This is a genomic window from Haloechinothrix halophila YIM 93223 (genome assembly GCF_000504245.1).
GTDB classification, from domain to species: Bacteria; Actinomycetota; Actinomycetes; order Mycobacteriales; family Pseudonocardiaceae; genus Haloechinothrix_A; species Haloechinothrix_A halophila.
In genome coordinates, this window is record NZ_KI632509.1 from 4956528 (window position 1) to 4978003 (window position 21476).

A 21476-nucleotide genomic window follows, 5' to 3' on the forward strand; every position below is an offset into this window, starting at 1 on the left:
GTTCAGCGGTCCGGACCACGCAGAACCAGCAGCACCCTGCCCGCCGCCGCCGAGGTGGCCCGCTGCCCCAACTCGCTCGGCACCACGACATCCACCACGACCACGCCCTGGGCATCCGGTGCTCCCGTGGCCAGCACCCGGGCGTCGAACCCCGCCCCCACGTCGGCTCCTTCCCCGGCACCAGCGGTGTGGCCGTCGGCCACGGGCACGACACGCACCACCTCGCCCGGTCGCACGCCCCGCGCCGGGACCCCGCCCGGCTCGACCCGCAGCCCGACCAGCAACTCCCCAGGTCCGGGAACACCCTGCTCGCGAACATGACCAGGAGCCAGCAGCCCACCCGCCGGGATCGGCTCGGCCGCCGTCCGTCCCACCACCGCGGCGTGCTCGCTCGCCGGGATGACATGCCCCGTGTTCTCGGTCGCGACCAGCGCGCGCCCCAAGTCGGCGTCGGTGATCACCGCGCCCCACGCGATGTCGCGAGCGGCGAGCAGCACTTCGACCCGCTCATCGGCCGCCGACACCAGTGCGTAGCTGCCCAGCCCGCCCCCGGCTACCAACACGACGGCGAGCAGGACCAGCCACCACCGGCGGTGCCGCGGCACCCGCGGGGCACGGACCCGACTGGCAGCTTCGTCACGCTCGGTCGGCGAAAAGGGCACAGCACTACCCACGAAAGACCACCGTCCTCATTGGTCTCACGACACAGAAGCCGTTACTGAAGCCCTCGTCAGGGGCGGTTATCCGGGAATCGAAAGGGTCAGCTCGAGCGCAGCGACTGCGCCTCGGCCACCACGAACGACTCGCTGGCGCGGGAGATCATGTCCGGCAGCTCACCCCCCTCACCGCTCGCGCCGGTCGAGCCTCGCCAGCTCACCGACCACCTGATCGCGTACTCGGCCGTGGTCTCACCGTCCGGCATCGACTCGCTGGAGCGCGTGAACCGGAGCCCGCAGTCCGGGCTGGCCGCGTGCATCCCGTACGAGCGGTCATACGGCGTTCCCGGACCGGCACAGGTCACCGATTGACCCATGCCCGAGGTGAACCGCATCGACGTCGGGCGGGCGGTCACCTCAGCCCACACCGGCCCCACCTGGACACGCTCAGTGCGTTCCTCCCACACGCCAGGATCGGTCCAGACCCACGTGTTCTCATTCACCAAGGTCGCATCGCGGCCGTCAGCCAGTTCGACCTTCGGCGACATCCCGGGCGACGGCAACGGCAGCACGAGCTGCCGACGCGCCCGCTCAGCCAGCTCCACAGGACTCGGCAGCGCCACCGCACTCGTGCCACCCGTGCCGCTGCCCGCGCCATCGCCCACGATCCAGCCAGTACTGCCATCCGAGCAGCGCATGATGAAGACCTCGGACTCGTCTCCGCCACGGCTGCCCATGAACAGGTCCGGGAAGTACTGACGCATCTCCTCCGGACTCGACGACACCTGCGCGAACCCCGCGCCACTCGCACGCTCCACCCGACACGTCGGACCAGAACCGCTCCCCGACCCGTTTCCCACTCGGGCGGCACCCGAACTCGGGCCACCCGTCACCACGTCGCCGACGCCGGTCGAGTGCTTGCCGTACTCCGCATCCAGATGGACTCGCGGTGGCTCGATCTCGCCGCTGTACGGGTCGCCAGGCATGACAGTGACTTGGCCGGATTCGTCCGGGTCATGCGGATCGGCTGAAACGGGCATCACGTTCCACGTCGTCGCCAAGACGAGGAACAGTCCGGTGATTCCTACTCGCGCGTCGTTCCGCATCAGCACTCACCACCTGGGTACGTGATCTCGGCGACCTTCCACTTACCGTCATCCGGATCGCGCTTCATCCGCGCCCGTGTGGGATTTCGCTCGATCCCTGCGGTTTCCTTCTCGCCGGTCTTCGCGTCCGCCAGACCGGTGTCGGACGTGTCTTGGCAGTCAATGATCGTGGCCTTGTCGCCATTGATGTCCACATCGGAAACCCGAGTGGTGACCTCGCCGTAGGTCGTCTTGCCGTCCGCGCGGTTGAACCGAGCGCCCTGCAGTGTTCTCGACAGCTGCGGGTCGACCGCCACTGCTGCCATCACGTCGTCCCACGTCGATTCCGGGCGTTCCCGCAGTGACGAGTGGTGCTGCCAGAACCGCTCGTACGCCTGTATAACCACGCCGCGTTCATCGTTCAGTGATGCGGTGGTACGCGGCGCGGTCGTGGCAGGGTTGCCTTGCCCATCGCTGTTGGCCACAGACTCACATGCAGCAGTCGTGACGGCCACACCGAACATCACGACCGTGAGCAACCCAGCCCTTGTGCCAACCCGCATAGGTCCGCCTCCCAACGCATGACCGCGCCCGTCGCGCCGAGCACTATGACGCTCCGACGCTGGTGTCACGGTCGCTGACCTGGCGTCTTCCCGCCGGTGGCGGTTGGACGATGTCCACACCAAGCCAACTAGTGACTGTGATCACATCTACTCCGGGTGGCCTACGGACTTCAAAGTGCGTACGAGCCAGCGATCGAGGAGTTCACCCGAACGGATGTCCCGACGGCACTGCCGCACACTTTGAGGTCTTGGCGACAAACTGCTGGCTACCAGGTCCCGCTTCGCACGACAGCGTCTCGTTCTTCAGGCTTTGCAAACTCGATCCGCCGCAGGAAGAGTTGGAGGCTCCGCTTCGGGAAGCTGCAGACGAGCTTGCTGGCCTCGAACCGACCTGCTGGCTCTGCGGGAGGAGTTGCGCGTATTCGCCAGACCCCACGACGCTCGTCTCGCTCCACTGCGACCTGTAGTGCACGGCAATCGCGTGGCATGGTCGCTCGTTGCCCTGCCCACGATGCGTAGACTGTGAACGGATGCTCGGGCGCTGACCATGATTAGCTGTATGGTGGCCAGTCTCACCCCGCGCGATAGAAGTTCGTGACGATGGTCGTTCTCCGCCCCGCGGTGAGTGGTTCGACAGAGTGGACTTGCCTGCCGCCGATCACGACGAGCTTGTCGCTCGCGGGCTGTATCCGTGCGCGGACGGTTCCCGAATCATCGTGAAGCACGAGTGCGCCGCCTACTGCGTTCTCGACCTGGGCGTAGTAGAGCGTTGTCACGATCGGGCTTGGTCCGCCTTCGCCGTCGCGGTGCGGCATCTGCGTGGGCGGCTCGTCGGGGTTGCCGTCCATGCGTACCGGGAACACCTGCGGGACGAGGTCCTCGGGCGGCGGGAGCGTGGCGGGCAGTGCGGCGGTGACCTCGTCGTAGACGACGCTCGCGACAAGTACCGAGAGCTGCCTCATGGCGGGTTGCCGATGCATGTCGGACTTGGCCAGCTGCCACATCCTGCCAGATGTCGTGCGGCCGAGCGCATCCGAGCGCTGCCATGCGAGGTCAGGCGATCCGAGCAGTTGCAGGACATCTCCTCGACGCTTCGCGCCCAGGAAGTCCGCAACTTGGTGCAGTGCCTTCATCAGTACTTCCGGTGGTCGAGGTGTGGCGCGATGTGATCGTGCGGTGCTCTAGGGTCGCGGCTGTGGGTCGTTACTTTCTGGTCGCCGACAGCCATGGCTGGCATCACCCGGTACACCGGACCGACATGAAGTTCGACTGTGAGCGGGCAGCCGCCGACGGTCAGCTCATGCGGTGGACCTCCTCGATGCGCACTGACCAGCATGCAGTCCTTGTGAGGCAATGGATGCTTTCCGAGGATGATCGTCCACGGTCTGACGAATGGGTTCCGGCCGAATGGCTCCTGCGGGTGTGGCAGAGCCCCGCGATGGCTGCAGTGGAGGCCAGCCGTGTCGGGTTGGGCATCCGCTTGTTCGAGCTGGACGCGAAGCCGGTGCTGTTGGCGCGGTCGATACCGGTCGTCATCCCGGAGCTGGGTCTCGCTGGCGTTGACGAGTTCCGCGTCGCCCGGGAGGTGCCTCAGTGGTGGCTGCTGGGTCCGTGTGGACGCGAGGTGCGTGCGCTGCTGAAGCAGTTTCAAGCTCTGGCCGCCGAGCACGGGCAAGAACCGGTGACCGTCGATGACGGCACTGACAGTCTGCGCAAGCAGGTGCTGGACGTTGTCGACGCGACCGCGCGCGTCGGTGCGTACGGCATCGTGAGAGCCGTCATCGGGGAGCTTGACGGCGCTGACGAGTCGTATCGCCAACTCGCGCTTGGTGCGGCGCTGGGATTCGTCGTAAAAGACGTGTGGCCGGAGGCGTCCCGGCTGTACCGGGCTTGGGTTGAGCAATTCGGCTTGCCCGACATCGCGGCCGTTGTTGACGAAGGTGGCCTTCCGTATCAGAGCGGGCCGTGAGCACTCGGCTGGCGAGCGCGCGAGATGCGGGTCAGCCATCGACTATGAGCCGCCCATCGCGGTGAGTGACGGTTACTCCGGAAAGCGCCGCAAGCAGTGCCGCATGTTCTTCGCGTAGTTCGGGTGCGCTGCGCCCGGATGTGCGTCGGAGCGCCGACACGAGCACCTCGGCGCCGAACATGCCGAGGCCCACCCGGAACGGCTTCGCCTGGTGATGGGCGACCCTGGCGACGCAGTCGAGAATCCGCTCGTGCTGCTCGCCGAGGAGGTTGGCCCGGATGGTGTTGTGCAAGGTATCCGCGCCGGTTCGTGCCTGACGTCCGTCGTCGGCCGGTAGGTGCGCGACCATCTCGGGTAGCGCCTCTCGCGCATCGGCCAGCACGTCCGACCAGATTGAAATGCCACTGTTCCAGAGCGTTTCGCTGGCGAGGGTGAGCGAGCGTAGCGCCGTAAAGGCCGCCATGAGGCTGGTCATCGCGGTGAGCCGCGCCATCGCGTCCCCCGGCTCGTTCTGCAGGACCGCGTGGATGACCGCGTGCGCCTGGGTCAGTCTGGACCGGGTCTGGTCATCGGCGGTGATGATGTTGCTGTCTGTCCAGGTGACCGTGATCGGCTGGCCACCAGGGTTCCAGAGCGCGTACAGGGCGTCGCGGATGCTAAGTGTCCGTTCGAAGTCGGCGTCGTCGGACAGCGGAGAGCCATGTCCGTCAGTCATCGGTTTCTGTCCTCCTGACGAGGAGCCCGAGTTCGTAGAGCCGTTTGGCCATCGTTGTCAGCACCTCCGCGCCCACCGCCGAAGACGGCGGCGGCACCTGGTTGGCGACGAGGTCCAGCAGGCGTGGGCCGACCTCCACCTCGAATTGAATGCCACGCGTCGAGCGCAAGACCTGTTCGCGAGTGACGACGCCATGTTCGCGAACCGCGCTGATGGACGCGATTTCATGGTCAGAATGAAGGCGGAGATCTTCAGCAGCCGGTTGTCCATGTCGGTCGGCGTCCAGCGCGCGCATTAGGTCGCGCAGCTGCCCCCGGTCGAGTTGCTGCCCAGCGAGGGACACGCGCTCAGACCGGAACACCGCCTGCGGCGCGTAGGCCGGAGTGAGCACCACGATGCCGTAGGCGAGTTCGCGCACGTCGTGGCGACGATAGAAGTCGAGCCATGTCCGTACCGTCCGCTCAAGCGCCGCTTCGTCGGCATAGTGGGCATTCCAACGCACGGCATTGTCCAGCGGCGTTCGCCGCGCGTAGATCAACGCCAGCCCGTCGCATCGCGCTCGGTGTGCGATGGCGCGCGGTTCCCGTGCAGGATCGGTCGGATCGCTAACTGCCCAGCTGGTCAGGCACACGAGGAGCCCACCTGTCGCCAGGAGTCTTGGGGCTTCAGCCAGGACGCGGGTGCCGACGTGATCCGATCCCGGTGGCCCGTCGCGGTAGAGTACCGACGTCTCGGGGGAGACCAGGTATGGCGGGTTGCTGACGATGAGGTCGAACGGCTTCTCCTCGTCGAGCCCGCTGGTGACGTCGGCGACGGTGAATTCGACGTTCGTCACGCCGTTGAGAGCGGCGTTGAACTCGGCGAACGTTACGGCACGGGGAGAGACGTCCACGCCGAGCGCGGTATCGGAGTGGGCAGCGAGTTGGAGAGCGTGTGCTCCCGCGCCGGTACCGATGTCGAGGCTCCTGCTCACAGCCGTTCGGGGGATGGCGCGTGCGAGCACATGGGTCGGGCCGTGCGGGCTCTCGACGACATCGCTGGTCACATGTTGGGAGTCTTCGTTGTGCAGGTCGCTTGCAAGAAACAGATCGTCGAAGGGCGTCAGTCTGACCAGTGGTGAGAGCCGGTCCGTCGACTGCGTGGCGAGGCTCGCGTCTACTAGCAAGCTCACCAGCTCTTCAGGGAAGGAACCATCGATGTCCGTCGGCTGGCCAAGTAGTAGCAGCTGAGCGAGGGACCGCAGCGAGCCGGGCGCGTTCGCTGAAATCCGCGCCGCACTCGGTGCATGACCAACGGGAGGCCATGCCGACGAGTCTGGAACCGCGAGGAGGTCACGCAGGTCGGCTTCTTTGTAGCCAGACTTCCGCAGTACGGCGGGCAGGCGCCCGATGTCCGTGGTTATCCGAGGCGTAGGGCGCGTCGTCATGCTGACTCGTCGCCCTCGCGCGGCAGGACGTCGAGGCTTTGGCTCTGTTGCGGGGAAACCAGATGGAACCAGCCAAGAATTTGACCTTTGTGGACCTCGACGGTGGACCCGTTGCGGGGTGCGCGTGCGATTACATTCAGCGCTGCCACGCCGTAGGTGGTTCCGTCGATATCCTTGCTCCGGGCGGGAACGAAGTACTCCAACCCGGACATGATGTCCAAGTCTGCAGGCGCCACGCCCGCGTCGTCCACGAGTTGCCGATTCGGGAGCGGCCCCTGGTAGAGGAAGTGCCCGCGCGGGAAGAACACAACGATGCCTGTGCTGATCTTCACGTATTCCGAGCCCGCGATCCAGCTCGCGACGAAACCGGATTCGGTGCCGTGCCAACTATCGCCTCCCACGCGGACCGCGCCGTAGGCGCTGGTGTCGTCGCGGAAGTCCCGCCACTTGCGGGCAGGGTCCTCGCGTTGCAGCGTGACTCGGCCGGGTGCCCTGACGACATGCCCGAATCGGGAGATCACCTGCACCGGGCCGCAGTCGGACGGGCGGACTTCACGACCGGAGACGGTGAATGCGCGTTGTAGTTCGGTGCCGGCCAGCCTCTGTTCGCCGGAAGCGCGTCGCCCGTATGCGACGTCGAGGGGTTCCGGTGGGTATGCACCGGCTTCCTTGGACTTGACGTTGTCGAAGGCCCAGTACATGAATGTCAGCCCCTCCCCACCTGTTCACGCAGGCGTGGCCCGAGGCTCGACCAGCCGCCGGTGACATGCCAGGTTTCTGCATCCGGGACAACGACCCGCACGACGGAGATGCCTGGCCAGGCGGGGAAGGCCACGTAAGCGACATCAGGTAGTCCTGCTTGCTCGCAGCGTGCGAGCAAGCCGTCCAAACCAGGCTCGACGTCCTGTTCGGAGTATGAGACTGCGCGGGCGCCCGGTGTGGCAAGCCAGTGGCCGGTTGGTGCCTCGTCCAGTCGTTGTTTCTCCACTTCGTGCCGGTCTTCACGCGCGCCCTGGAGGTCCGTGGCGCGAGTCTGCGCGAGTTCCAGGAGGGCGCTGTCGAGAGCGCTCGCGCTGCTCGTTCGGACGGCGTACCCGGCGCAGCCGAGATGCCGGGTCAGGTCGGCCTGTTGCACGGCGGCCACGCCGAAGGCAGGTAGCTCAAAGTCGTTGGGCAGCAGCTTCACGACCAGATCCAGCCCAGCTGCCTCGTACCGCTTCGCGATCTCCTGTGCCGAACCGGGCAGGCTGTCGTGCTGGATGGTCAGCGCGAGGTCGACGTTGTCCTCGTAGCCGCCGAGCACCGAGGTCGAGAGTCCGAACCGCTTCGCTATCGCGGTCAGGTAGCGGTAACCGAGGTGAGAGGCGCGGACCTCGGCGCATGAGACGACGTCGCGTTCGATGACTTCGGCCAGTCCGTGGATGAGGGCATCGTCGAGGTCGAAGGACGCGGCAAGGCCGTTCGATGTGGACAGCATGAAGGGGCTCGCCGGTGCCTCGGCAGGACGGCGTCCGTTGAAGCACAGATCCGCCGGCACCATGACTCTGCCCGGCGTGCCCGTGAGTTTCGTGGCCTCGACCCACGCCTGCGGATCGTCGGTGCGAACGCTGTCGCGGCGTCGATACGTGAACCGGTCCGGACTCCAGACCTCGTGGGTGCGTTCCAGCGACACGAGCGTGTCGGTTACCCACGGTGTGCCAGATGACCAGAGCGCTCCGCTGCGTTCCAGGCATTCCATGATCGCAGTGACACGAGCCTGTTCCTGGCTGCGGCCTTTACCGCTGTAGACCCAAATGACATCCGTGGTCGCGGGCTTGACTGCGCTGGCGGTCGGCACGCCTGGGGTGTCCAGGCCGGTGGTGTCTGCCAGACGGCTGATGCCGAAGTCGTCGAGCCTCGCCACGAGATCCTGCTCCCAGACGTGCCACTGCTCCTCGGTCGGTTGGGCGCCTGTCATCGCGCCCCCGGGGATGCGGTCAAGCGGCCAATGAGCGTTTCGGCATCGTGGCGCTTGACGTCGGTGGCCAGCAGCTGCTCCACGGCTACCGGCTTCAAGCCGACATCGATGGCCAGCTCGTGGCAGCGACGGCGTGTCCGTTGGGCGAAATGCAGGTCACGCAGCCGGGCCAGAAGCATCTTGGCCTGATGGTCAGTCGTGTAGCCCGAAACAACGAGTTGGTCGAGTCCGAATCGGATGTTGGCCATGAACAGCGCTGTGGCCTCGCCGGTGCGCGGGTCGAGTGGCGCGACCAGTTCGTCGTCGTAGGTGATCGTGCCGTCGACGATCCGTTCGTAGACCCAACCGTGGCCGCACATGCCGTGGTGACGCAGCTCGGCGGCGCGCAGCGCGCCGAGGCTGGAGCAGCCCCACACTTCGTATCCACGCTCGATCAGGTCGAACACCTCGGTTGGCGAGGGTGGATGCCGTTGGATCATGTAGCCGTCGACGAGCACGATCCGGGTGCCGGGCGGTTGGTCGAGCTCAGCCAGGTCACCGCGCCCGGCGGGTGGGCACCAGATGACATCGCCCTGAACCTGACGTCGCACCGACGCGGATAGCGACGGGCCGACGAAAATGACGGCCCGAGATTCCAAAGTCACTAGCTCGCGTCCGTTCTACAGCTCAAGCGGGTCGATCTTCTGCCGGTAGGGCGAGCGCCGGAAGTTCAGTGCGAACGCCGCGCGTGGTTTCGCGCTTTCCATCGGACCGGAGCGGTGCACGGCATACGAGTGGTGCACGACCGCTCCGCCAGCGGGGACCGGCGCGGAGACGAACGACAAGGCGGAGGCGTCCACCAGCTCAGCGCCGAAGTTCTGCACCTCGGAGGCACGGTGCTTAAGCAGGTCACCCGGTTCGGGCTGCGAGGTGGCGTATTGCAGGACCCCATCCTCCTCGGTGACGTCGGTCAGAGCGATCCAGAAGGTCACCGCGAGTTCGTCCCCGAAGTGGTCGCGGTAGAAGATCTGGTCCTGGTGCGGTGGCGTGGCCTCCGACCGCGCCTCGGGTTTGGCGAAGTACTCGGTCAGGAACGGGACGCACCGCGACTCCAGCAGGACCTCCGCCGCTCGCACCAGGCTGGGAACGCGGGTCAGATCGAAGAGTAGGTCGCTGTGGCGGTCCAGGTAGTGCATACTCAGCACCCGGCCATCTGTGTCTCGCGAGATCACCGTGCCCTCGGCGTGCTCGGACAAGTCCGCCGACAGGCGGTCAGCCTCGCCCCGCAGGGCCGTGAGGAGGGCGGGCTCGGCGAATCGGTCGAGCACTCTGTGGCCCGCCGCGAACACGGACTTGCGGATATCGCCAAGCTCGGCCGCGTTGGGCAGGTAGAGGTCGTCAGTCTTTGGCTGGAACATAGAGCGTCGGCCTCCTCCAGAGTTCCAGATCCGCCGTTGCCAGCTCGCTCAGCGCCACCTCGGTGATTGAACTTGCCTCCAAGACGTGGGCGGACGACCACACGACTTGTACCCGATGGTCGGCGCCGTACAGCGGAGCGAGCAGGTCAATCAGCGGGCGCAGGGCCTGACGGTCGGGATCGCGGTCGATGACCGCGCGATTCAATGTGGAGGCGAGCTGGAACAACAGCAGCGGTACCTGCGGGTTGGGCGACCATCCTGCCTTGAGCAGCGTCGTCGTGTCGAAGATCTGCACCCCGTAGCCGTAGTCGATCTGGAGATCGCACAGCAGCGTGTCGAACGAGCTTACGGCCGGTAGCACCGACACCCGCAGGCCGTGCTGCTCCGCCAGTTCCAGCGTGTACTCGGTCGCGCTGACCAGGAACAACGGGTGGCCGTGAACCAGGAACGCGACAGGCGCGTCTTCCAACGCGGCGTCTACCAGACGCTGAGAGATTTGACGATACACATCGTCGCGCACGCTCTGACCGTCGTAGAGCGGCGCGAGATCTTCGACCTCGGGGCAGTGCTCGCGAACGGCGTCCAGCACGCCGTCGTCCGCGTGGAGCACAAACACCCGCCGACACGCGCGTAGTGCCTGCGCTGTCTCGACCGTGAGGTGAAGCGCCCCTTTGATCCCGCTTCCCAGCAAGTAGATGGAGGTCGTACGCAAACCCGGTGGCCCCTAGTTCCAGAAGTTTGGACATGACGACCCGGTAGAGCGCGAACGGGTCGCACCCCACCGGGCCATAAGAGCAGGTCAGACGGCGGGCTCGACGTCCTCGCCAGTCCAGAACTTGTTGCCGTTGTCCATCAGGAAAGCCCGGAAACGACGAACGTCGACCCCCCACTCTTCCAACGCGACGCGCCGCATGGTGCTCAACGCCGTCTTCTCGTCGTCGGTCAAGTCCGAGTCCTCGAGCGCGGCCTCAGGGTCCGCGAGCAGCTGCTCACGGAACGCGATGTCATCAGCGGCGCGCGCCAGGATTGCCTCCACGCGCTGTTTGGCGTTGTCGTCGAGCTGTGGAACAGACGAAGTCACGGCATACCTCCGAGTGTGCGGGGTCTTCCCAGTACCAAGATCACCGTATCGAGGGCATCGCGACCGCTATAGGTGCAGATGGGTGGCATCGGCACTACAAACAGTGAGGTTAGCGACGGGTGACTCGCGACGAGCCTGGCCCGGCTGCATGGGCTCACGACGCGCGTCGGGCACCACGGTACCCTCAGGAAGCCCCTATAACGGTTCTGGCCGTCGCTGACGGCTGCGCTCAACCCAACGATCTGGATGGACGATGCACCGGTACCGGTCTCACACCTGCGGCGAGCTACGCGCAACGGACGTCAACACAGACGTCCGCCTGTCGGGATGGCTGCACAATCGGCGAGATCTCGGTGGCGTTCTGTTCATCGACCTACGCGACAACTCCGGCGTCGTGCAGCTCGTCGTGCGGTCCGACTCGCCGGCCTACGAGGCCCTGGGCAGTCTGCCGAAGGAGACAGTGCTGCGCGCCGACGGGCGAGTCCTGCGCCGTCTCGCGGAAAACGTCAATCCGGAGATTCCCACGGGCGAGATCGAGGTCCAGGTCGGCGAGATCGAGGTCCTGGGCAGCGCGGATCCGCTCCCGTTCAGCGTCTTCCCGGAGGAACACGTCGGTGAGGAGACCCGGCTCACCTACCGCTTCCTCGACCTGCGTCGTCAGCGGATGCACAACAACATCCTGTTGCGCTCTGCGGTAATCCGGAGTATTCGCGACAAGATGAACGCTCGGGGGTTCCTGGAGCTTCAGACGCCGATCCTGTCCGCGACCAGCCCCGAAGGCGCACGTGACTTCCTCGTGCCCTCCCGGTTGCACCCGGGCAAGTTCTACGCGCTGCCGCAGGCGCCACAGCAGTTCAAGCAACTGCTCATGGTCTCGGGCTTCGACCGCTACTTCCAGATCGCCCCGTGCTTCCGCGACGAAGACAGCCGCGCTGACCGCTCGCCCGGCGAGTTCTACCAGCTCGATGTCGAGATGAGCTTCGCCGAGCAGGAAGACGTCTTCCAGACCATCGAACAGGTCTTCGCCGAGCTGTTCGCCGAGTTCGCACCCAACAGCGAGACCACCTCGCCGTTCCCGCGCATCAGCTACCGCGACGCCATGCTGCGCTACGGCACGGACAAGCCGGACCTGCGAGCCAAGCTCGAACTCGTCGATGTCTCCGGCATCTTTGCCGACAGCGAATTCCGTGCATTCGCGGGCAAGCACGTCCGCGCGTTGCCCATACCGAACTGTGGCGACCAGCCGCGATCCTTCTTCGACCAGATGGGCGACTTCGCCGTCGAACACGGCGCCAAGGGCTTGGCATGGGTACGGATCGATGAACAGGGCAAGTTCACCGGCCCTATCGCGAAGTTCCTGACCGAGAACGACACTCAGCAGCTCGTCGCCGAGGTCAAGGGCGAGCCCGGGACCGCGATCTTCTTCGGCGCAGGGGACGAAGACGACGTCGCCAAGATCATGAGCGAAGTGCGCGTCGAAGCAGCCAAGCGCGCTGGCCTGTTCGAGGACAACGCCTTCCGCTTCTGCTGGATCGTCGACTTCCCCATGTACGAGAAGGCTGACGACGGCACCGTCGACTTCAGCCACAATCCCTTCTCGATGCCGCAAGGCGGACTCGACGCACTCCGCACCCAAACACCTCTCGACATCCTCGCCTGGCAGTACGACATCGTCTGCAACGGTATCGAGCTGTCGTCAGGTGCCGTCCGGAACCACAGTCCCGAGATCATGTACGAAGCGTTCAGGATCGCCGGGTACAACAAGGAACAGGTCGACGCACAGTTCGGCGGCATGATCCGGGCATTCCACTACGGCGCGCCGCCGCACGCAGGTATCGCACCCGGCGTCGACCGCATCGTCATGCTCCTCGCCGACGAGCCGAACATCCGCGAGACGATCGCGTTCCCGCTCAACGGCAACGCCCAGGATCTCCTCATGGGCGCTCCATCAGTCGTCGAAGAAGCGCGGTTGAAGGAGCTGAACCTCAGCCTTCGCAAGCCACCAGCCAAGGACGGCCCCGCAAGCTGACCGGAAGCGGTTGGTGGTGTGGCACTACTGCTCCACCACCAACCGATCGTCCACCGGATCACGCGCTCGATCTCACCGGCTTCTCAGCCGGACAGCAGAATGCCCGCCAGAGCTCCCGCGATCAGAGTGGGACCAGCCGGGTAGCTCGCTGCAACGCTCTTTCGTGCGATCAGCACCGCGAGACCTGCCAGCGCGGTCAGCCCCGTTGCCAATGCGAGCCCGAGTACCAGGCTTGTCCAGCCGAACCAGCCGAGGTGCATGGCGAGCGCGCCGTACAGGGCGGTGTCGCCGCCACCGGTGTGTGACGGGGCAAGGAGCTGCACAACGAGCATCACCAGGAAGACCGCAGCACCGGCCAGCAGTGCGTGCCCGAGGCTTGCCCAGCTGCCCTCGACCGCCGCGACCGTCGCGAACACGAGTGCGCCGCCCATGGTCGTCAGCGCCGTGATGCGGTGCGGCAGTCGTCGGCATCGCAGGTCCACGACGGCGAGCACGATGCACGTCGCCGACAGCCAACACCACGCCGCCAGCGTCGGGCTTTCACCGAACCGGTAGGCGAACGTTCCGAACAACCCGCCGGTCACGAGTGACACGACGGCGGCTTGGCTGGCTGAGGACTCGCCGCCGTGCCACCACCCCGCTGCCAGCACGGGTGCCTCACGCACTGTGCGTTCGGCCCACGCGGCGAGTGCCGGTCCGAGTGCTACGCCGATCGCTGCGGCCAGCAACGTCACGGCCACGGCTCTGCTCCGGACGCCAAGGTCGGTCCCGACCGGGACGTTTCGATCGAGTTCGCCTTCCTGGCTCTCGGAGCGCGCACGGCGACTGCCTACGTCAACGGATCAGGCAGCGGTGCCACCGTGGTGGCGCCGGTGGGCCTTGGCTCGTGCGATGAGGTCGGAGTTCCTTCGTGCCCAGTCGACGAGCGGGAGCCCGACTTCGTAGGACTCGGCGAAGCTGGGATTGAGCGCGTACCACACGGACGGTGGTACGCCGCCGGACGACTCTGATCGCGTGATCAGGCCTTCGCCGACCATTCGCTTGAGGGTGCGGGTGAGGATGCTCTCGTGAAGCACTGGCGTCTTGTCGGTCCAGCCTGCCGCGATCGAATAGGAACGGACCTTCTCCAGGATGTCGTTGTACCGCAGCGGGCCGTCCCAGAGCGCGGCGACGATGGCCGGTCCCCACTTGTCGCTCCACAGGTACTTGATGTCGTACAGCTCGCGTAGGCAGTCCTCCATCGTGCCGAGCGTCGTCGTGGCTGGCCCACTGCCGGCCGCACGGTCGGCGTCGGTGTCGAGATCTGCGTTGCTCTGCCTCTGCCCGTGGTGGGAGTTGTTCGACGTCATGGAGCCCCCCAAGCAGGTCGTGGCCGCGGCGGTGTCACCCATTCGCGGACCGTCCTTCACGTCGTCGTTCGCGTCGATGTGGACCGACCGGGTAGCGGCGGATTCACACCAGTTGATATCTGATCCGTCCGAGTTTAAACTCACACGTAGTCGATTTTCAACTGACGAGAAGCTCCTCATTCAACTTGGCGTTCCCATGGGTAACAGAGCCTGGGGCTGCGGGAGGTCGTGATGGCGCAACAGGCGCCGGATGGCCGGAGCTTGGCCGACAAGCTCAACCACTTGTTCGCGACAAGGCTGCGCGCGGACGGCAAGGAACACAGCAACGAGCAGGTAGCAGCGGCCATCCGGGACAGCGGGGTGGTGAAGACGATCTCGCAGAGCTACATCTGGCAGCTGCGCAAGGGCACCAAGGACAACCCGACCTATCGGCATCTGAAGGGTCTGGCCGACTTCTTCGACGTGCCCGTCAGCTACTTCTTCGATGACGAGGTCACCGATCGCATCGACGAGAAGCTTGCCGCGATGCAGGAGGAGCGTCGCCGCATGGTCGGCCTCGCCGACAGCGGCGAGGCCCAGGTGATGGCGATGCGCGCAGGCGAGTTGTCACCGCAGGGCAGGCGGCAGGTGATGGATCTGCTCGACGTGGTCTACCGGCTCGAGCAGGCCGAACGTGGTGCGGGATCGGACGAGTCGTGATTACTCTAGAGGGTCACTGCGATCGCATTCCGTAAGGAGGGCGAGTGAGTTGGAGGAACGGCAGCTCAGGCGACGATGCCGGCGCTTGCTCAACGACCTCGGCATCCAACCACCGCTTGATGTCACCGAACTGTGCCGCAGGGTGGGTGAGCTTCGGAGGCGACCGATCCGGTTGGTTCCGCACCCGATCCCGGTGCCAGGACCGTTCGGCGCCTGGATCGCCACCAAGACCGCCGACTACGTCCTCTACCAGCAGGAAACCACCAAATCCCACCAGGACCACATCATCCTGCACGAGCTGGGACACATCCTCGCGGGCCATCACGGCGACGACACCGACGACGGCCTGATGGACGCCCTCTACCCCGGCACCGAGCCGGCAGCTCTGCGCGAGCAGTACCCAGACGCCATCCGCAGGGCGTTGCGGCGTACGTCCTACGACACCGAGCAAGAGCGCGAAGCCGAGACCGTGGCCACCATCATCCTCGAATGGGCCTCCGTGCTCGACCGAGTGACCCCACCACGCTCACCCGACATCGCCGCCGACCGCATCGGTGTGGCACTCAACGATCGGCTCGGCTGGCTGTGACCACGCTTCAGATCGTGCAGGGCATCGCGGCGATCGCCGTGCTGGCGTGGCTGCTCCACCGCGTCCTGCGTAGACCCCGAGACGTGCGGCTACGCGCCATCAGCGTGCTCATCGCGGCGCTGGCGGGCGCCTACCCGTTCGGCGTCGCCGCCACCGAAGGCACCGACTTACTGGGGCTGGACCCGATGACCTCCCGTCTGATCCAGCACACCCTGCTGCTCATCGGGTCATACAGCCTGATTTGTTTCCTGCTGTACTCCGCGCACGAGAAACCGCACGCACGGACCCGCGCTTACCAGCACGCCCTGCCGCTCGTCTCCGCCCTGACGATCATGGTGACAGCAACCGTGATCATGCCCGACAGCCTGCGGACGGTGGCCGCGATACTGCCGGCGGGCAACCACCCCGAACCCACCGGCGAGCTGAGCATCGGACTGTTCTACACCACGGCCAACACCTACATGCTGTTCGCGTTCGGATCAGCCCTGGTCGTCTGCCACCGCTACGCACGCCGAGCCGAACCGCGACTGCGGCGCGCGCTCCACATCGCCTCAGTGGGCTTGGCCATGATCGTGCTCGCCACCGCGAGTTTCGTCGCCGCCAACGTCGCCCGCTGGGCGGGCGGCGTCATGCCACGCCCGATCCTGCTCGCCGGGATCACGCTGCTACTGCCGGGTGTGCTGCTCTTCCTCATCGGCGTGCTCTACCCCGCCGCAGCCACCAGACTCGCCACGCTGCGCGTGTGGTGGCAACACCGCAACGCATACCGGGACCTCGAACCATTGTGGACGGCCCTGCACCGGGAGTTCCCCGAAGACGAACTCCCCCGCGTCCCCACCAAATCCTGGAAAGACGCGCTGAGCCTGCGCGGCGTCCACCGCCGCTACTACCGACGCAGCATCGAATGCCGCGACGGGCTGGTCCGCATCAGCCCGTACATCGCCCAGCTTCGCCAGAACGGGCACCAGAACGCCCCACTGGCCGCACTACTGCGAGAGGCGCTGCGCTCCCACGCCGGCGGCGACACGGCACCGGACCACGCGACACCGGTCGCCATTCCCACCGCGCCTGGATTGGACGCCGACGTCGACGAGCTGATCGCGCTGTCACGTGAGCTTCGCGAGACCGACAACCAGGGAGGATCATGACGCACGCGCTGATCATCGGCGGCGGAATCGCAGGACCGGCCACAGCGATGGCGCTACACAAGGCCGGAATCGACGCCACCATCTACGAGACGTACCCGACCGGCGCCGACGACGTAGGCGCGTTCCTCAACATCATGCCCAACGGCATCAACGCGCTACGCGCCATCGACGCCGACAAGCCGGTCATGGACAACTCATTCCCCGCCGACCGCGTCGAATTCGTCTCCGGCACCGGCAAACAACTCGGCACCGCCCCCATCACCGGCGACGCACGCACCATCAAACGCGCCGAGCTGTACCGGGTCCTGCACGACGAAGCCCAACGACGCGGCATCCGCATCGAGCACGGCAAACAACTCACCGACGCGACCAGCACCAGCGATGACGTCACCGCGACCTTCGCCGACAGCAGCCAGGCCACGGGCGACCTCCTGGTCGGCGCCGACGGCATCCACTCCACCACCCGACGCGTCATCAACCCGGCCGCACCCGCGCCCCGCTACCTCGGGATGGTCACCGTCTGCGGCTACACCCACGACAGCCCGGACACCACCCCGAGTGGCACCTACCGCATGGTCTACGGCCGGAAAGCCTTCTTCGGATACACCACCGCACCCGACGGAGAGACCTGGTGGTTCGCCACCATCCCCAGCGCCGAACCAACCCGCGCGGAACTCTCCGCCACGACCTCCGACCAGTGGCGCGAGCATGTCCTCAGCCTGCTCACCCGCGACCGCGCACCGGTTGTCGACGTCATCGACTCCACCAAAGACGGCATCATCGGCAGCGGGGCCTACGACATCCCCCACCTACCGACCTGGCATACCCAACGAGCGATCGTCATCGGCGATGCCGCCCACGCCGCCTCACCCAGCGCCGGTCACGGCGCCTCACTCGCCATCGAAGACAGCGTCATCCTCGCCCGATGCCTGCGCGACCTCCCCGACCCCAGCGAGGCGTTCCACACCTTCCAGCAGCTCCGCCGCGAACGAGTCGAACGACTCGTCACCACCAGCGCGAAAATGACCGGGCGCGCCATCCCCGGACCAGTACAACGCCGGATCCGAGACCTCATCCTCCCCATCCTGCTCCGCAAAGGACCCCGCAATACCTCCGCCTGGCTCACCCAGCACCACATCGACTGGAACTCGCGCATCACGTCGGGCGTGTCTGGGTCGGCGGGTTAGCGCGGTGCCGCCGCCGCGCTCACTATGGGGGACACACGGTAGTGCGGACACGTTCCGCGTCAGTGACCGTCAACGGCTGAGGTGAGCCGCCGGCCCGCGGCGGCTCGTACCAGCGATGTGGCGCGGACTCGGCGTGCGGAGGCGGGAGCTGCCGGAGCGCTTCGAGTGCCGGGATCACGTGCCCGAAGTAGTGCCACACCACCGATCGTGGCCACCAGATTGAGGCGCTTTCGTCGTAGGGTATCCGGGCAGCTTCGGTGCGATCGGCACCGCGCACATGGGCTACATCGATGTAGCGGCCGAGCCGGCGCGACAACACAATGACGTGCGGGTTGTCCGTCCCTCCGAGCACGAACGCGGTGAACCCGTCCTTCCTGGCCCACAGCAATAGCTCCGCCGCTTGGGGCGGGTCGAGGAGCGTTCTCACGGCTCCTCCAGCTGGGGCCACCATGGATTCTGGGGAGACAACCCACCCGTAGCCATGCCTCGTCTGAGGATGTTCGGCCGTAAGTCGAGCGTCGCGAGCGAGTTCTCCTCGACCCACCGGATCGCGCCTTGGCGTGGATGTATGGCGCTTGGGTCGGCGATAGTGACATCGAAAAGGAACGCGAGTTCGAGACCGTGCTCCCCGTTGACATCGGGCGTGGCGTACTCGATGACGGAGCAGAAGTCGGCGGCGGCCACCGTCGTATCGAGTTGGTCATAGACCGCCTGGCGCAGCGCGTGCTCGACGGGGTCGTGGACAACTCCGCCCGGCAGCGTGTAACCACTCATCCGGGAGTCCTCGACCACGAGGAGCTTGTTGTCGTGACTGATGATGGCGTACACATTCACCACATGGCGTGATCGTTCCAGTGTGGGCATCTACAGCCTCCGGTAGGCGGGTGGAAGGAAACTCGATGCGGCGTCCCATGACCCCGGGTCGTAGTCCGCCCGCCGACGTTGAGCGGTTTCTCGGATGCGCATGGAACGACAACCCCGCGGATCAGTCCGAAGTAGCTTGGTGTGTGCGCGTGTCTGCATCGAGTGCTACGGCTGCACGGCGGGCGAGCGAGATCACTACCGAGTGATCCGGTAACGACGGACGAGGACCGCCGGGCGCAAAGAGCCAACGCACCTGCGCATGTGGTCGACCCGGGATCGGCAACGCGACCGGAGTCCCGTGCGACAGCAGGCGCACGCGCGCTCGCTCCAGATTGGCGGGCAGGACCGCCGTAGCTGGGCGCGGCAAGGTGAGGATCGTCAGCCCCCTGGATGCGCCGGAAACGAGGACTGCGGCGGGTTGCATGATCGCTACCAGGCCATGTGCGACCGCGTTGCCGAGGTGCTCGGGCATGACAATCGCGTCCAGCACCTCGCCCGTGGTCACGACAACACGCTCGGCGCGGGTGTCGATGTGTGTTGGCCAGCCGAAGCGTTCCTCGTAGGCGGTGCGCGCGTTCGCCAACGCCTGCATGTCACGCCGCGAGTCTTGGTGCCGTGCGTTGAGATGCGGAGTCGTGGTCGTATGACGGCCAGATCGGACCTGCGCCGCAGGGCTGATCGCGGCAGTCGTGTGCTGTGTCATCGGGGGGCTCCAACCGAAAGATGGTCGCTGGATCAATGGGGCGGAATGTGGGCTTTGTCGACTCGGTCGATTCATCGAGGACAACACGTTCCCGTCGAGCCGGGACTCGTGGATGCGGTGACGGGCGTGGTCGTTCCGGGACTTGCAGATCGTCGGGCGCGGTGTCGTGGTCTTGCCGGTCGAGTCGCACCACAGCGTCCCGCAACGCCGCACGGAGTTGGCCCACCCGCAGCGGCGATAGCCACACGCCAGTCTGGCCGGGAACGCCCAGAAAGACAGCATCCTCATCCAGCTCGACACGAACGTCGACGCGACGCCCGTCGTCGCTCCGGCCACGGACCGACCGTCGCCACCTGCCAGCTCGGCGATTCCGGGTACCGAGCCACACCGCCCAGCTGGCGCGGCGGTTGTGCTTACCCACGGCGCCCACCTCGGGCGGGCCTGTGGACACCTGGTGGGCAGGGAATGGTCGGGGCAGCCCCCTGCCCACCAGGCAGATCATGTGTGACGACCGCTTGGCCGGATGTCGTCGGCGGCGAGCTTGTCAAGCGCGATCGATCGCCAGCGCTGCCGTCATGTCTCGCATCGTGGAAATGTTCTGCTTCGATGCGCATGAAGCCTCCCTAACGGCCGACGCAGGACGCGGTTTGCCGACCAGATGTTCGTGGTCTAGCGTCTTCATTCGTCACTATGTGACGCATCACTGTGACACGTTACATTGTGATATGTCACTTCACAAGTTCGCGCAGGAATTACCCCTGGCTTGGTGCGTGCTCGGCACGCAGGGCCGACGACAGGAACGGGAGGCACAAGATCGTGACGACGTCCAGCCCCACTGTGCTGAGGTGGTGGATCGCGCTCGAGCTGCGCAAGTTGCGCGAGCAAGCTGGGATCAGCAGGCAACAAGTCGCCGAACGGCTGGTCTGCGCGGTCAGCAAGGTGACCCACATCGAGATCGCGCGAAACCTGCCGAAGGCGTCGGAGCTGCGTGAGATGCTCGGCCTTTATGGCGCATCGGACCGCGAAGAGCGGTTCGTCGACCTACTCAAAGCCGCACGCAGTGGCTCGGACTGGTGGACGCCGTTCGCCGGGGCCGCGCCCAAGTGGTTCGACCTCTTCCTCGGGCTGGAATCGAGCGCGACCCAGATCGAGAGTTACGAAGCCCTCGTCGTACCGGGCCTGTTCCAAACAGCCGACTACGCCGAAGCGGTGATCCGCCAAGGCAGACCTGAGATCGCCGAGCACGAGATCAGCAGGCGTGTCGAGCTACGACTCGCTCGGCAAGAGCTGTTTCAACGCGAGACCGAGCCGCCGACGGTGTGGTCGGTCATCGACGAGTCAGTGCTGTATCGCACCGCCAAGAACAAGAAGGTCATGCGTGAACAGCTCGAGCACCTTGCCAAGCTTGCCGACCAGCCCACCGTAACGATCCAGGTTCTTCCGATGAACGTTGGCCCTCACGCCGGCATCAACGGTCCGTTCATCATGCTGCACTTCTCCGACCTGCTCGGCGACCCGACGGTCGCCTACACCGACGGCCTTATCCAGGGGACCTACTACGAGGAGGCTGACGACGTCCGCGAGTATCGCAACGCCCTCACCCATCTCCAGATCGCAGCCTGCAAGCCGGTAGAATCCAAACAGATGATCCTCCAGCGTGCCCAGGAGCTTACGTGACCGAACAGACTCCCTCTGCGGCCCTTCGCCAAGCGACAACGTGGCAGAAGTCGTCGTACTCGCAGGGAGCGAGCGACTGCGTCGAGATCACGACTGATGTGCCCGGTTGGGTGGGCGTGCGCGACTCCAAGCTCGGCGGCTCGAGCCCCGTGCTGGCCTTCTCCCAGGGCGAGTGGAATGCGTTCATCGCTGGCGCGAAGGCCGGAGAGTTCGACGGTCAGCATTCGTGAGAGCGGCTGGAGCCGCTGCTGACGCAACTCGTCGAAGAGTCGGACATCCCCGGTCTCGTCGGTGAGGCTCCGGACGGGCCGATCAACCTACTTGTGCCGCTGGTCGTGAGGTTGTGGATGACTACTGCGCCGCACATTCCGGCGTGGGGATG

At 65.9% G+C, this 21476-nt stretch carries 24 protein-coding genes; 8 read left to right on the plus strand and 16 right to left on the minus strand.

Going from position 1 to position 21476, the window contains the following annotated elements:
• Nucleotides 1-2 precede the first annotated feature (2 nt).
• The 4 genes from AMYHA_RS22615 to AMYHA_RS22630 all read right to left on the minus strand — a co-directional run bounded on the left by AMYHA_RS22615 (nt 3) and on the right by AMYHA_RS22630 (nt 3437).
• Nucleotides 3-674: a CpaB family protein gene (locus AMYHA_RS22615; protein WP_034274368.1), complete on the minus strand. Its 672-nt coding sequence runs from the start codon at nt 672-674 to the stop codon at nt 3-5.
• Nucleotides 675-760: 86 nt separating this feature from the next.
• Entirely contained in the window at nt 761-1762 is a 1002-nt protein-coding gene (locus AMYHA_RS28070; RefSeq protein ID WP_231104863.1) for a hypothetical protein, read from the minus strand.
• Entirely contained in the window at nt 1762-2226 is a 465-nt protein-coding gene (locus tag AMYHA_RS22625; protein ID WP_157362331.1) for a hypothetical protein, read from the minus strand. The genes AMYHA_RS28070 and AMYHA_RS22625 overlap by 1 nt, the downstream gene beginning before the upstream one ends.
• A 650-nt stretch (nt 2227-2876) precedes the next feature.
• Nucleotides 2877-3437 (minus strand): 2OG-Fe(II) oxygenase, encoded by a 561-nt coding sequence (locus AMYHA_RS22630; protein ID WP_034274373.1) that lies wholly within the window; start codon nt 3435-3437, stop codon nt 2877-2879.
• A 305-nt stretch (nt 3438-3742) separates the two neighbouring features.
• Here AMYHA_RS22630 and AMYHA_RS22635 point away from each other — a divergent pair, with 305 nt between their 5' ends.
• Nucleotides 3743-4273 carry a hypothetical protein gene (locus tag AMYHA_RS22635; RefSeq protein ID WP_157362333.1) on the plus strand — a complete coding sequence of 177 codons (531 nt, stop codon included), beginning with the start codon at nt 3743-3745 and terminating at the stop codon, nt 4271-4273.
• Between the two features lie 31 nt (nt 4274-4304).
• On the opposite strand, the gene AMYHA_RS22640 is transcribed toward AMYHA_RS22635, so the two are convergent.
• From AMYHA_RS22640 to AMYHA_RS22675, 8 genes are all read right to left on the minus strand, one after another.
• Nucleotides 4305-4988, minus strand: a complete 684-nt coding sequence (locus AMYHA_RS22640; protein ID WP_034274378.1) for a hypothetical protein — start codon at nt 4986-4988, stop codon at nt 4305-4307.
• Nucleotides 4981-6414, minus strand: coding sequence for a methyltransferase (locus AMYHA_RS22645; RefSeq protein ID WP_034274381.1), 1434 nt, complete (start codon nt 6412-6414; stop codon nt 4981-4983). The genes AMYHA_RS22640 and AMYHA_RS22645 overlap by 8 nt, the downstream gene beginning before the upstream one ends.
• Nucleotides 6411-7115, minus strand: coding sequence for a hypothetical protein (locus tag AMYHA_RS22650; RefSeq protein WP_051400203.1), 705 nt, complete (start codon nt 7113-7115; stop codon nt 6411-6413). The genes AMYHA_RS22645 and AMYHA_RS22650 overlap by 4 nt, the downstream gene beginning before the upstream one ends.
• 5 nt (nt 7116-7120) lie before the next feature.
• The gene (locus AMYHA_RS22655) at nt 7121-8371 is read right to left on the minus strand and encodes a YcaO-like family protein (RefSeq protein ID WP_034274384.1); all 1251 of its coding nucleotides are present in this window, start codon (nt 8369-8371) and stop codon (nt 7121-7123) included.
• Nucleotides 8368-9015: a TfuA-like protein gene (locus AMYHA_RS26055; protein ID WP_157362335.1), complete on the minus strand. Its 648-nt coding sequence runs from the start codon at nt 9013-9015 to the stop codon at nt 8368-8370. Before AMYHA_RS26055 ends, AMYHA_RS22655 begins: the two co-directional genes overlap by 4 nt.
• 15 nt (nt 9016-9030) lie before the next feature.
• The gene (locus AMYHA_RS26060) at nt 9031-9768 is read right to left on the minus strand and encodes a phytanoyl-CoA dioxygenase family protein (protein ID WP_051400205.1); all 738 of its coding nucleotides are present in this window, start codon (nt 9766-9768) and stop codon (nt 9031-9033) included.
• Nucleotides 9749-10480 (minus strand): SAM-dependent methyltransferase, encoded by a 732-nt coding sequence (locus AMYHA_RS22670; protein ID WP_034274387.1) that lies wholly within the window; start codon nt 10478-10480, stop codon nt 9749-9751. Before AMYHA_RS22670 ends, AMYHA_RS26060 begins: the two co-directional genes overlap by 20 nt.
• A gap of 87 nt (nt 10481-10567) precedes the next feature.
• Nucleotides 10568-10849: an Os1348 family NHLP clan protein gene (locus tag AMYHA_RS22675; protein ID WP_051400206.1), complete on the minus strand. Its 282-nt coding sequence runs from the start codon at nt 10847-10849 to the stop codon at nt 10568-10570.
• 253 nt (nt 10850-11102) lie between these two features.
• Between AMYHA_RS22675 and aspS the strand changes: the two genes are divergently transcribed.
• Nucleotides 11103-12878: an aspartate--tRNA ligase gene (aspS, locus tag AMYHA_RS22680; RefSeq protein ID WP_034274389.1), complete on the plus strand. Its 1776-nt coding sequence runs from the start codon at nt 11103-11105 to the stop codon at nt 12876-12878.
• Nucleotides 12879-12961: 83 nt separating this feature from the next.
• Here the strand turns inward: aspS and AMYHA_RS22685 are convergent, their stop codons facing one another.
• Entirely contained in the window at nt 12962-13618 is a 657-nt protein-coding gene (locus AMYHA_RS22685) for a prepilin peptidase (RefSeq protein ID WP_051400207.1), read from the minus strand.
• A 102-nt stretch (nt 13619-13720) separates the two neighbouring features.
• Nucleotides 13721-14269, minus strand: coding sequence for a winged helix-turn-helix transcriptional regulator (locus AMYHA_RS22690; protein WP_051400208.1), 549 nt, complete (start codon nt 14267-14269; stop codon nt 13721-13723).
• 189 nt (nt 14270-14458) lie between these two features.
• Here AMYHA_RS22690 and AMYHA_RS22695 point away from each other — a divergent pair, with 189 nt between their 5' ends.
• Genes AMYHA_RS22695 through AMYHA_RS22710 form a run of 4 tightly spaced genes read left to right on the plus strand, consistent with a single transcriptional unit; the run spans nt 14459 to nt 17850 of the window.
• The gene (locus tag AMYHA_RS22695) at nt 14459-14926 is read left to right on the plus strand and encodes a helix-turn-helix domain-containing protein (protein WP_034274391.1); all 468 of its coding nucleotides are present in this window, start codon (nt 14459-14461) and stop codon (nt 14924-14926) included.
• Between the two features lie 49 nt (nt 14927-14975).
• On the plus strand, nt 14976-15515 hold the full coding sequence (locus tag AMYHA_RS22700; RefSeq protein ID WP_034274394.1) for a hypothetical protein: 540 nt from the start codon (nt 14976-14978) through the stop codon (nt 15513-15515).
• A 14-nt stretch (nt 15516-15529) separates the two neighbouring features.
• Nucleotides 15530-16663: an MAB_1171c family putative transporter gene (locus tag AMYHA_RS22705; protein ID WP_231104864.1), complete on the plus strand. Its 1134-nt coding sequence runs from the start codon at nt 15530-15532 to the stop codon at nt 16661-16663.
• Nucleotides 16660-17850: an FAD-dependent oxidoreductase gene (locus tag AMYHA_RS22710; RefSeq protein WP_034274400.1), complete on the plus strand. Its 1191-nt coding sequence runs from the start codon at nt 16660-16662 to the stop codon at nt 17848-17850. Before AMYHA_RS22705 ends, AMYHA_RS22710 begins: the two co-directional genes overlap by 4 nt.
• A gap of 423 nt (nt 17851-18273) precedes the next feature.
• Here AMYHA_RS22710 and AMYHA_RS22720 read toward each other — a convergent pair whose 3' ends face one another.
• Both AMYHA_RS22720 and AMYHA_RS22725 read right to left on the minus strand, forming a co-directional pair.
• The gene (locus AMYHA_RS22720) at nt 18274-18714 is read right to left on the minus strand and encodes an NUDIX hydrolase (protein WP_034274406.1); all 441 of its coding nucleotides are present in this window, start codon (nt 18712-18714) and stop codon (nt 18274-18276) included.
• A gap of 121 nt (nt 18715-18835) precedes the next feature.
• Entirely contained in the window at nt 18836-19417 is a 582-nt protein-coding gene (locus AMYHA_RS22725) for a hypothetical protein (RefSeq protein WP_034274408.1), read from the minus strand.
• 816 nt (nt 19418-20233) lie between these two features.
• Here AMYHA_RS22725 and AMYHA_RS22735 point away from each other — a divergent pair.
• Both AMYHA_RS22735 and AMYHA_RS22740 read left to right on the plus strand, forming a co-directional pair.
• The gene (locus tag AMYHA_RS22735; protein ID WP_169732971.1) at nt 20234-21094 is read left to right on the plus strand and encodes a helix-turn-helix domain-containing protein; all 861 of its coding nucleotides are present in this window, start codon (nt 20234-20236) and stop codon (nt 21092-21094) included.
• Entirely contained in the window at nt 21091-21324 is a 234-nt protein-coding gene (locus AMYHA_RS22740) for a DUF397 domain-containing protein (protein WP_034274415.1), read from the plus strand. Before AMYHA_RS22735 ends, AMYHA_RS22740 begins: the two co-directional genes overlap by 4 nt.
• Nucleotides 21325-21476 lie beyond the last annotated feature (152 nt).

Bases quoted from the DNA above. Each gene is read 5' to 3' on its own strand.
- AMYHA_RS28070 (WP_231104863.1), bottom strand. From the start codon at position 1,762: ATGCGGAACGACGCGCGAGTAGGAATCACCGGACTGTTCCTCGTCTTG.
- AMYHA_RS22630 (WP_034274373.1), bottom strand. From the start codon at position 3,437: ATGAAGGCACTGCACCAAGTTGCGGACTTCCTGGGCGCGAAGCGTCGA.
- AMYHA_RS22635 (WP_157362333.1), top strand. From the start codon at position 3,743: ATGGCTGCAGTGGAGGCCAGCCGTGTCGGGTTGGGCATCCGCTTGTTC.
- AMYHA_RS22640 (WP_034274378.1), bottom strand. From the start codon at position 4,988: ATGACTGACGGACATGGCTCTCCGCTGTCCGACGACGCCGACTTCGAA.
- AMYHA_RS22645 (WP_034274381.1), bottom strand. From the start codon at position 6,414: ATGACGACGCGCCCTACGCCTCGGATAACCACGGACATCGGGCGCCTG.
- AMYHA_RS22650 (WP_051400203.1), bottom strand. From the start codon at position 7,115: ATGTACTGGGCCTTCGACAACGTCAAGTCCAAGGAAGCCGGTGCATAC.
- AMYHA_RS22655 (WP_034274384.1), bottom strand. From the start codon at position 8,371: ATGACAGGCGCCCAACCGACCGAGGAGCAGTGGCACGTCTGGGAGCAG.
- AMYHA_RS26060 (WP_051400205.1), bottom strand. From the start codon at position 9,768: ATGTTCCAGCCAAAGACTGACGACCTCTACCTGCCCAACGCGGCCGAG.
- aspS (WP_034274389.1), top strand. From the start codon at position 11,103: ATGCACCGGTACCGGTCTCACACCTGCGGCGAGCTACGCGCAACGGAC.
- AMYHA_RS22690 (WP_051400208.1), bottom strand. From the start codon at position 14,269: ATGGGTGACACCGCCGCGGCCACGACCTGCTTGGGGGGCTCCATGACG.
- AMYHA_RS22695 (WP_034274391.1), top strand. From the start codon at position 14,459: ATGGCGCAACAGGCGCCGGATGGCCGGAGCTTGGCCGACAAGCTCAAC.
- AMYHA_RS22710 (WP_034274400.1), top strand. From the start codon at position 16,660: ATGACGCACGCGCTGATCATCGGCGGCGGAATCGCAGGACCGGCCACA.
- AMYHA_RS22720 (WP_034274406.1), bottom strand. From the start codon at position 18,714: ATGCCCACACTGGAACGATCACGCCATGTGGTGAATGTGTACGCCATC.
- AMYHA_RS22725 (WP_034274408.1), bottom strand. From the start codon at position 19,417: ATGACACAGCACACGACTGCCGCGATCAGCCCTGCGGCGCAGGTCCGA.